10 protein-coding genes are annotated in these 9633 nt (G+C 40.3%); 7 read left to right on the top strand and 3 right to left on the bottom strand.

The window, feature by feature from the left end; all coding sequences use genetic code 11:
* Positions 1–414: 414 nt before the first annotated feature.
* Entirely contained in the window at positions 415–2376 is a 1962-nt protein-coding gene (gene gyrB, locus ACYQ21_RS13365) for a DNA topoisomerase (ATP-hydrolyzing) subunit B (protein ID WP_460058994.1), read from the top strand.
* A gap of 94 nt (positions 2377–2470) precedes the next feature.
* Positions 2471–3532: a DNA polymerase IV gene (gene dinB, locus ACYQ21_RS13360; protein WP_460058992.1), complete on the top strand. Its 1062-nt coding sequence runs from the start codon at positions 2471–2473 to the stop codon at positions 3530–3532.
* A gap of 11 nt (positions 3533–3543) precedes the next feature.
* Here dinB and ACYQ21_RS13355 read toward each other — a convergent pair whose 3' ends face one another.
* Positions 3544–4200, bottom strand: a complete 657-nt coding sequence (locus ACYQ21_RS13355) for a prepilin peptidase (RefSeq protein WP_460058991.1) — start codon at positions 4198–4200, stop codon at positions 3544–3546.
* Between the two features lie 199 nt (positions 4201–4399).
* On the opposite strand from ACYQ21_RS13355, the gene ACYQ21_RS13350 reads away from it, so the two are divergent.
* The 5 genes from ACYQ21_RS13350 to ACYQ21_RS13330 all read left to right on the top strand — a co-directional run bounded on the left by ACYQ21_RS13350 (position 4400) and on the right by ACYQ21_RS13330 (position 7528).
* Positions 4400–4861 (top strand): Dps family protein, encoded by a 462-nt coding sequence (locus ACYQ21_RS13350; RefSeq protein WP_460058989.1) that lies wholly within the window; start codon positions 4400–4402, stop codon positions 4859–4861.
* A 140-nt stretch (positions 4862–5001) separates the two neighbouring features.
* Positions 5002–5232, top strand: coding sequence for a YqgQ family protein (locus ACYQ21_RS13345; protein WP_460058987.1), 231 nt, complete (start codon positions 5002–5004; stop codon positions 5230–5232).
* On the top strand, positions 5207–6190 hold the full coding sequence (locus ACYQ21_RS13340; protein WP_460058985.1) for an ROK family glucokinase: 984 nt from the start codon (positions 5207–5209) through the stop codon (positions 6188–6190). The genes ACYQ21_RS13345 and ACYQ21_RS13340 overlap by 26 nt, the downstream gene beginning before the upstream one ends.
* Positions 6191–6192: 2 nt before the next feature.
* On the top strand, positions 6193–6585 hold the full coding sequence (locus tag ACYQ21_RS13335) for a rhodanese-like domain-containing protein (protein WP_460058983.1): 393 nt from the start codon (positions 6193–6195) through the stop codon (positions 6583–6585).
* A 4-nt stretch (positions 6586–6589) separates the two neighbouring features.
* Positions 6590–7528 carry an LCP family protein gene (locus tag ACYQ21_RS13330; protein ID WP_460058981.1) on the top strand — a complete coding sequence of 313 codons (939 nt, stop codon included), beginning with the start codon at positions 6590–6592 and terminating at the stop codon, positions 7526–7528.
* 102 nt (positions 7529–7630) lie between these two features.
* On the opposite strand, the gene ACYQ21_RS13325 is transcribed toward ACYQ21_RS13330, so the two are convergent.
* Entirely contained in the window at positions 7631–8551 is a 921-nt protein-coding gene (locus ACYQ21_RS13325; protein ID WP_460058978.1) for a phosphodiester glycosidase family protein, read from the bottom strand.
* Positions 8552–8553: 2 nt separating this feature from the next.
* Positions 8554–9447 carry a phosphodiester glycosidase family protein gene (locus ACYQ21_RS13320; RefSeq protein WP_460058976.1) on the bottom strand — a complete coding sequence of 298 codons (894 nt, stop codon included), beginning with the start codon at positions 9445–9447 and terminating at the stop codon, positions 8554–8556.
* Positions 9448–9633: the final 186 nt, after the last annotated feature.

Raw genomic sequence — 9633 nt, 5'->3', positions numbered from 1 at the left:
TGCATAAAGAACAACTCCTGACTTTTGGGATTAGACACTTTAATTGTACAGGATTTTATTCTTTTTGTCGAAAAGTTACACAGAAATAGGCTATGAACGTTTCCGATTAACATCAGAAATGATTCATAGCCTATTTTTTATTTTTGGGATGACTTTTGTCCCAGACCTTCGGAAAGTTCGAGCAAAAAATCACGAGTTGTGGTATAATTGTACTAATATGTTGTGTATTGAATCCCTTAAAAGTCATCTATTTAGGTTAGGCTAGGTCATTTCGTCACAAATTAAATTTCTGTGGTAGAAACATGATTACCAGTTACCAACTGGCGATTAGCGAAAGTAGAGGAAAGTGATTGTCCTGATTAATATGGCTAGGTGTTACTTTAAAAGGATTGAATATAATGAAAGAGGCGAGAGTTGACAACAGAAGAATTACAAGCAATACAAGATAAAAAAGAAAAAGCAGCGGAGTATGACGCCAGTCAGATTCAAGTCCTAGAAGGCTTAGAGGCCGTTCGGATGCGTCCGGGTATGTATATCGGGTCGACCTCATCAGAAGGTCTGCACCATTTGGTCTGGGAAATCGTGGATAATTCGATTGATGAAGCCTTGGCGGGTTTTGCAACGCATATTGAGGTGTTTATTGAGCCGGATAATTCGATTACCGTTGTAGATGATGGTCGTGGTATTCCCGTTGACATTCAGGAAAAAACAGGTCGTCCAGCGGTCGAAACGGTCTTTACTGTGCTCCATGCCGGTGGTAAATTTGGCGGTGGCGGCTATAAAGTATCAGGTGGTCTGCATGGCGTCGGTTCATCTGTCGTCAATGCCTTGTCTACTCAGCTAGATGTCACTGTCTTCAAACAAGGTCAAAAATATTACCAAGAATACCATCGTGGTGTTGTCGGCGGCGATTTGGCCATGATTGGCGAGACAGATCGTCATGGGACAACTGTTCATTTCACGCCAGATCCAACGATTTTCACGGAGACCACTGAATTTGATTTTCAAAAATTAGCCAAACGCGTGCGTGAGTTGGCTTTCTTGAATCGTGGTCTGCGCATTTCAATCACTGATAAACGCCCAGATGAGGCTGAAAGTCTCCACTATCACTATGAGGGTGGGATTCAGTCTTATGTCGAGTACCTCAATGAAGAAAAGACAGTCTTATTTGAACCCGCTATTTTCACAGAAGGTGAGATGGAAGGTATCGCTGTTGAAGTTGCCATGCAGTACACAGGTGGCTATCATTCGATGGTGCTGTCTTTTGCGAATAACATCAGCACTCACGAAGGCGGCACGCATGAGCAAGGCTTTAGAACAGCCTTGACGCGCGTGATTAACAACTATGCTAAGACGAACAAACTCCTCAAGGAAAATGAAGAAAATCTGACAGGGGACGATGTGCGGGAAGGCCTGACAGCCGTGATTTCGGTTAAACATCCCAATCCGCAGTTTGAAGGTCAAACCAAGACGAAACTTGGCAACTCTGAAGTCTCTGGGATTGTCAACAAGCTCTTTAGTGAAGAATTTGGCACTTTCCTCTTGGAAAATCCACAGGTCGCAAGACGTATCGTGGAAAAAGGCATTTTAGCCAGCAAGGCTAGAATCGCTGCCAAACGTGCGCGTGAAGTGACACGCAAAAAATCTGGTCTTGAAATTTCAAACCTCCCCGGAAAATTAGCGGATTGTTCATCAAATGATCCAACACAAACTGAGATTTTCATCGTCGAGGGAGATTCAGCCGGTGGGTCAGCTAAATCTGGTCGTAATCGTGAGTTCCAAGCGATTTTACCCATCCGTGGAAAAATTCTCAACGTTGAGAAAGCCAGCATGGAAAAAATTCTTGCTAATGAAGAAATTCGCTCACTTTTCACAGCTATGGGAACAGGTTTTGGTGCTGACTTTGAGGTCTCTAAGGCACGCTATCAAAAATTGGTCATCATGACCGATGCCGATGTCGATGGTGCCCATATCAGAACCCTACTTTTGACACTGTTTTATCGTTACATGCGACCAGTGGTTGAAGCAGGTTATGTCTACATTGCCCAACCACCGATTTATGGGGTTAAGCTTGGCGATAAGATTACTTATATACAGCCTGGTGTCAATCAGGAAACAGAACTTCAAGAAGCTGTTGTAGAAATGACAGCAGGCAACCGTAAGCCAATCGTTCAGCGATATAAAGGACTTGGGGAAATGGATGATCACCAACTTTGGGAAACAACCATGGATCCTGAGCAACGGACGATGGCGCAAGTCAGTGTTGAAGATGCCGCAGAAGCGGATCAAATTTTTGATATGTTGATGGGGGATCGCGTAGAACCACGCCGTGACTTTATTGAAGCCAATGCGCAATATTCAACAATTGATATTTAATGAAAATGACCTTTTGTGGGTCGTTTTTTAATAGGCAAATTTCGTGTTAGTTGTTTTGACTAACAAAAAAAGATAAAATATGTTAAAATAAGGTATGCTAATTTTCCCGCTCATCAATGATACCAGTCGCAAAATCATTCATATTGATATGGATGCCTTTTTTGCGTCAATTGAGGAGCGGGATAATCCAGAACTAAAAGGCAAACCTGTTGTCATCGCTAGAAATCCATTGGAAACAGGTGGGCGTGGTGTCGTCTCAACAGCTAACTATGAGGCAAGAAAGTACGGCATTCATTCTGCTATGTCGGCCAAAGAAGCTTACGAGCTTTGTCCGCAAGCGATTTTTGTCTCAGGTAACTACGCTCGTTATCAAGAGCTATCACGCCAGATACACGAGATTTTTCATCGCTATACGGACGAGGTTGAGGGCATGGCGCTGGACGAGGCTTATCTGGACGTGACGGTCAATAAAATCAATGCGACGAGTGCGGTCAAAATTGCCAAAATGATTCAGCACGATATTTTCACGGAATTGCATTTAACGAGTTCGGCAGGTGTTTCTTATAACAAATTTCTGGCTAAAATCGCCTCTGATATCGAGAAACCGAGAGGTTTGACCTTGATTTCGCCTGAGGAAGCCTTGTCTTTTTTAGCAGTCTTACCAGTTGAAAAATTTCATGGTGTTGGGGCTAAAACCGCAGAAAAATTGGAACTTTTGGGCATTACCAAAGGAAGTGATATTCAAAATGCTTCCCCACAATTTTTAGCGGAAAAAATGGGTGTCTTTGGCTGGGAACTTTATCTCAAAGCAAATGGTATCCACCATTCACCTGTCCAACCTAATCGGATTCGAAAGTCAGTCGGTAAGGAAAAAACCTATGGCAAACTGCTTTACTTGGAGGCAGATATCAAGGTAGAAGTCGGCAAACTAGCCCAAAGAGTAGCGGCCATTTTACAAGATAAAAAACTGAAAGGGCATATCATTGTCATCAAAATTCGCTATGCTGATTTTACGACATTGACCAAGCGCCTGTCTTTGGCTGATAAGGTAGATGATGCTGACACCATTGATCAATGTGCCCAAAAGTTATTAGATGAAACTCTGCGTGATAATGTCGGAATTCGACTTTTGGGTGTGACAGTGACGGGGCTTTGAAACCGATAAAGTTAATTAAAAATGAATACGGTACAAAGATAGCTAATAAATAAAAAAGGGAGGAAAGGAATTTCTGCCTTTTTTTGTTGAGGATTTAAAGCATAGTAGAGGAGTCCACCCAAACTTGCGAGCAATAGACAAAGCGTTAAGTGGAAAAAGTCAGCAGAAAAAGAGAGTAGACTTAAATAAAGCCAGTCACCACTTCCTATTTTGAGGTCTGAAATTTCTGTCAGGATTGCGATGATGAGACAGCTAAAAACGCATGGATTGCACGGTGTCGTGAAGTTAAGTAGCAAAAAAAAGATAAGCCAGATCCACAAAGGAAAAGCATGATTTTTAAAGTCAAAGCCAACCATTAACAAAGAAGCAAGGCAAATCAAACAAAAAGTGAGGTCAACTTTTTCTAGCCAACCAATGACAAACAGACCACCACATGATAACTCTAAAGTACTGTACCAGTAGGGTAATTTGACGTTGCAATACCGACATCTAGACCGATTAATGAGCTGTGAAATAATAGGAATCAAATCCCGCCAAATCAGTGTTTGACCACATTTTCCGCAATGAGATCTGGGACTTATAATGGAATATTTAGGGATGCGGTCAATGACCAAGCCAAAGAATGACCCCAAAATTGTTCCAATTGAAAAAATTAAAAGAATAGCCATACTTATATATACGAAAAAAGAACTTAAATATTTGATAATCTATCACTTTTTTTTTATAATGAAGATGTTGGGAAATCTTTAGCAATTGGTGTTAGAGATAGCCTGAAGTAAATGTTCCTGATTTAATCAACTTAGCAAGATGACCTATCAGCACTTTAATTAGAAAAAATGTCGATAAGTCCTGATGGAGGAGAGAAAAATGTCAAGAGAAAAAACGAAAGCAGTTTTGAATCAATCCGTTGCAGATTTATCCAAAGCAGCCGCTTTGGTACATCAAGTGCACTGGTATTTACGTGGTCCGGGGTTCATGAAATTACATCCTAAAATGGATGAATTGATGGATAGCCTCAATAGCCATTTAGATGAGTTATCAGAACGCTTGATTACCATTGGCGGTTCACCCGTATCGACTTTGAAAGAATTTGATGACCTATCAAATATTGAGCTTGAAACAGCAACTTGGGATAAAACGACAGAAGAACGTTTGACGGAAGTTGTTAAAGCTTATAAGTATCTATCAGACCTTTTCCAAGACGGTGTCCATGCGACAGATGAAGAAGATGATGATGTGACAAATGGTCTCTTTGCGGATGCCAAAGGTGACATTGAAAAAACGATTTGGATGTTGGAGTCTGAACTTGGATTAGCACCAGGTTTATAATTACCTAACAAAAGCAGTTGAACTCGCTAGTTTGGCGAGTTTTTTTGATCGTTTGTCATAGGAAAAAGAGCCGTAGAAAGCCTCGGTATCCACCAGTTCAGATTTGAAAATGTTTTCAAAATATGATAAAATATGGGAGAATGAAAACATTATATGATGTTCAGGAATTTTTAAAAAAGCATGGCTATATCAATCTTTTTAGCAATCGACTTGATGCTATTTTTTTCATGGCACAGGAGCTGAAAACCTTATATGATGCAGGCTTGATTCCAGAACAGAACGACTATTTTACCGCAGATTTAATTCTACGGCGAGAACACAGACTTGAAAGCGAGAAAAAGACTTATGACGAAAAAAATTATCGGAATTGACCTTGGTGGGACAACGATTAAATTTGGAATCTTGACAGTAGCTGGTGAAGTTCAGGATAAATGGGCCGTTGAGACGAATATTATCGGTAATGGGCAACATATCGTGCCTGATATCATTGCGTCCATCAATCATCGCTTAGACTTGTATCAACTTGATAAAGCTGACTTTTTGGGGATTGGTATGGGCTCTCCGGGCTCTGTGGATATCGTTAAAAATACGGTTATTGGGGCTTATAATTTAGGTTGGGAAACCTTACAAGAAGTTGGTGCAGCCGTTGAAGCGAGTGTTGGCCTTCCTTTTGCCATTGATAATGATGCCAACGTCGCAGCGCTTGGTGAACGTTGGGTGGGTGCGGGTGAAAATAATCCTGATGTCATTTTCATGACGCTAGGTACTGGTGTTGGCGGTGGTATCATTGCAGCAGGTAACCTAGTTCACGGTGTTGCTGGTGGTGGTGGCGAAATTGGTCATATCACTGTTGATACGAGTGCCAGTGCTTTTGCTTGTACCTGTGGCAAATCAGGCTGTCTTGAAACTGTCGCCTCAGCAACAGGTGTTGTTCGTGTTGCGCGTCAACTTGCTGAGGCGTATGAAGGGGAATCAACGATTAAAGCAGCGATTGATAATGGTGATGCTGTGACATCAAAAGATATCTTTATAGCGGCTGAAGCAGGTGATAAATTTGCAGACTCAGTTGTTGAACAAGTCAGTCAGTATCTTGGATTAGCAGCAGGCAATCTGGGAAATACTTTGAATCCAGATTCTATTGTTATCGGTGGAGGTGTTTCGGCAGCAGGTGAATTCTTGCGTGAACGGGTTGAAAAATATTTCAATCTCTATACGTTCCCACAAGTTAGAAATTCGACTAAAATTAAGATTGCCAAACTTGGCAATGATGCAGGGATTATTGGTGCAGCCAGTTTGGCTTTGAAATTTACTGAAATTGAGGCTGTTTAAAAATGTTGTTATATGTTAATATTTTACTATTTCTGATTGTTGTTGCCATGTTTGGCTACCCCTTTGTCAATAAATTTCGGATTAAATCTGTTGCTAAGGTAGTAGATAACGCTACTTTTTCTGAACAATTGATTGGTGGTCAGTTAATTGATTTACGTGAATCGGCAGCGTATCGAATTGTTCATATCTTGGGTGCTCGTAATTTACCGTTTTCACAATTTGATCAAAGTTTATCGGCAATTCGTAAGGATAAGGCTATCCTACTATACGAAGATGGTAAGCCAGTGGTGAGTGTCCGAGCAGCGCTCAAGCTCAAAAAAGCAGGCTATACCAACATTTTGATCCTGAAAACAGGGATTAAAGGTTGGCACGGTAAAATTAAAAAAGGAGCTTGACCCTATGGAAACAAGAAGACGACGCTCAGAGCGAATACCTGAAAAAAAAGTCGAAATCAAAAAGAAGAAAAAACATCGTGGTCTTAAAATATTTGGCTTGATTGTTTTGTTCATTTTTTTGATTGGCGGTGCGATTATTGGCAAGGCCTATCTGGATGTCAAAAATGCGACGACTAAATCCTATCAAGCGATTGAGCGAAAAACGACGGCTAAATTACCAAGTCTTAAAGCAAAAACATCTTTTAGTTTTCTATTTTTAGGCGTAAATGGTAAGACAGCCAATGATATTTTAGTCTTAACGGTTAATCCTAATCAGAATAAGACGACAGTCATCAGTTTAAACCGAGAGATTTATCTGCCATCTGAAGCAACGACTTTGAAAAAACTGTATGCGGAAAAGGGAACGGCTGGCGAAATTGATGCTTTACAAACGCTTTTGGGGGTTGAAATTCCGCGCTATATCACGTTTGAGATGAGTGGTCTAGGTGATTTTGTTGAAGCCGTTGGTGGCATTCAAGTCCAAAATAGTCTGCATTTCGTGTCTAGCGGTTATGAGTTCAAACCCGGTACACTGAGTTTAAAAAAAGCAGATGAAGTGAAAGCCTATCTAACCAAGGTTGGAGAAGATACTGATAAGGCAGAAGCAGACTTGATTGAGCGAGAACAGACAGTCCTAATTGCGATTATTCCTAAGATGAAATCTGTTAATACCGTTGCAAACTATAAGAAATTTTTAGATGCCTTTGGCAACAATATCAAAACAGACTTTGTCTGGGGGAATATCAAAGCGCTTGGTTGGAACTATAATGGTGTTTTAGGAAATATCTCAAAAGATAACCTGAAACCAGTCGAAACGACGATTGATGGCAATGTTCAAAAAATTCTGTCAGAAGAGCTAATCAATAAGGCACATGATAGAATTGAAACAGCCTTGAGTGAGTAAATCACGGTGTATCAAACAAGCGATTAATATCTCAAATAAAAAAATAAGCGACTTTTCGATAGTGAATGAGTCGCTTATTTTTTATTGAGTATTTTCTTATTTTTATCGTAGCACGATAAAATCAGCAACAGGACGACCGTCTTGACTGGCAAAAATGGTTTCGCCAGTCAGAGACATTTGAGAAGAACCGCCACCATCTAGGACAACTAGATTTTGTAAATTGAGCTTAGCTACTGCAGCCATAGTACCATCATAGCCAACACTAGTATCTGAAATGATGAGATAGATATTATTATCAGCATCATTACCAATATAAGAATGAATCATCCAGTTGACAGAGCCATCATTTGGCAAAATTTCACCATTTTTAATGAGGATACCCCCAAAGCCATAACTTTGTTCGCCACCCTTTTCGATGATTTCAGTCGCAGGTGTTGTCAGGTCATAACCGTTAGCAGAACCATTTTTATTGATAATAAAAGAGGCGCTACCATAAGCTGTATTTGACCAGTTTGAAAACAGTTGACCATTGTTAATCTGGAAGCCAACAATTTGACCAGTATTCATGTCAAAACCAGAGGTATTCATAATGAGTGAGTCAGGGTATTGTGCGACGATATCAGACATCATAAAAGTACCAGGGATTTGAGCTGCGGCTGTCTTCAAGACTTTAGGATTATTTGCCCGATAAATGATGACACCAGGCTCGGACATATCGGTGAATTTTTCAAGTTTCGTTTTGGATTTGACCTGTACCCAGCCAGCCTCACCCGTATCTTCGACTTCAGGTGCAGGTGCAATAGAAACGGAAGTCGGTGGCACAATCGCATCAGGTGCCGTCGTCTTAAGCGGTTTGAGGACTGAGGAATCTGTTTGCTTAGGTTTAAGGACGATATAAGTAATGCCAGCCCCGACCAAGAGTAGAATCATTAAGGTGATGATTAAAGGTGTCCTTTTTTTCTTCTTTTGATCAGCAGACGTGGTGTTAGCAGATTTACGTTTAAATTGATTTGAATTTTTCATAATTATTTTAAGACAATAAAGTCTCCCACTTGGCGATTATCCTGACTTGGCACGATGGTTTGACCATTCAACCCCATTTGGGAAGAACCACCACCATCCATGAGGACAAGGTTTGTTAGATTGAAATCGGCAATTTGCTCCATAATAGCTTCATAGCCAGCACTTGTTTCACTGATCATCAGATAAAGATTATTAGCCTTATCATTACCGATAAAACTATGAATCATCCAATTGACAGAACCATCGTTTTCTTGCACTTTACCATCTTTAATCAAAATTTTACCAAAACTATAAGATTGTTCAGCACCATTGGCAATAATTTGACTGGCAGGGGTTGTACTGTCATAAGTCGTCATTGAGCCATCTTTGTTGATGACAAAGGCTTCATAGGCTCTCTTGTTTTCCCCCCAATTGGTCAAAAGTGCGCCGTTATTGATTTGAAAACCAGTAATATCACCTGTTTCCATGTTGAAGCCTGAAGCATTCATGATAAGCGCATCAGGATATTGAGTCATGACATCAGGTAAAACGGCTAAGGTTGGATGTGCAGATGTGGCTGTTTTTAAGACTTGGGGATTATGGGCTTTATAAATCGTGATGTTAGCAGTTGAAAGGTTTGTGAATTTCTCACTTTTCCCTTTAGACTGAACTTGAACCCAGTTAGCCTCACCAACACTTGCCACTTTTTCAGTTGTATCAGAGGCGATAGCTGAACTAGAGGAAATGACAGCAGCACTTTTAGAATCATCCACTTTAATTGGGGCGCTTCCTGCTGGTTTGTTCGCCGTATTTTTATCAAATGGTTTGATAAAAATAACAATTAAAATGCCTAAAATCAGGACAATCAGTATGCCTATGAGCAGTCCCACCCTACTTTTATTCTTTTTTCTTTTCATTATTTCATTATAAAGGGCTTTTGAAGTTAAGTCAAGCAAAGAACTATTGAAAACCACGGTCGTTTCATAAACTTTTTATTACGTCAGTCAATATCTTCTCATTCACCAAGCATTGCAATAGATTCTGCTTGACACTACCCCTTTTATTTACTTGTTTCAAATAAGTACGATGAGCTAAAATAGCGA

Source organism: Pseudolactococcus yaeyamensis (assembly GCF_054658615.1).
This window is presented reverse-complemented; position numbering and strand designations above follow the sequence as displayed.

Coding starts and splice junctions, on each gene's coding strand:
- ACYQ21_RS13355 (WP_460058991.1), bottom strand. CDS start 4,200: ATGGCTATTCTTTTAATTTTTTCAATTGGAACAATTTTGGGGTCATTC.
- ACYQ21_RS13335 (WP_460058983.1), top strand. CDS start 6,193: ATGTTGTTATATGTTAATATTTTACTATTTCTGATTGTTGTTGCCATG.
- dinB (WP_460058992.1), top strand. CDS start 2,471: ATGCTAATTTTCCCGCTCATCAATGATACCAGTCGCAAAATCATTCAT.
- ACYQ21_RS13340 (WP_460058985.1), top strand. CDS start 5,207: ATGACGAAAAAAATTATCGGAATTGACCTTGGTGGGACAACGATTAAA.
- ACYQ21_RS13320 (WP_460058976.1), bottom strand. CDS start 9,447: ATGAAAAGAAAAAAGAATAAAAGTAGGGTGGGACTGCTCATAGGCATA.
- ACYQ21_RS13345 (WP_460058987.1), top strand. CDS start 5,002: ATGAAAACATTATATGATGTTCAGGAATTTTTAAAAAAGCATGGCTAT.
- ACYQ21_RS13325 (WP_460058978.1), bottom strand. CDS start 8,551: ATGAAAAATTCAAATCAATTTAAACGTAAATCTGCTAACACCACGTCT.
- ACYQ21_RS13330 (WP_460058981.1), top strand. CDS start 6,590: ATGGAAACAAGAAGACGACGCTCAGAGCGAATACCTGAAAAAAAAGTC.
- ACYQ21_RS13350 (WP_460058989.1), top strand. CDS start 4,400: ATGTCAAGAGAAAAAACGAAAGCAGTTTTGAATCAATCCGTTGCAGAT.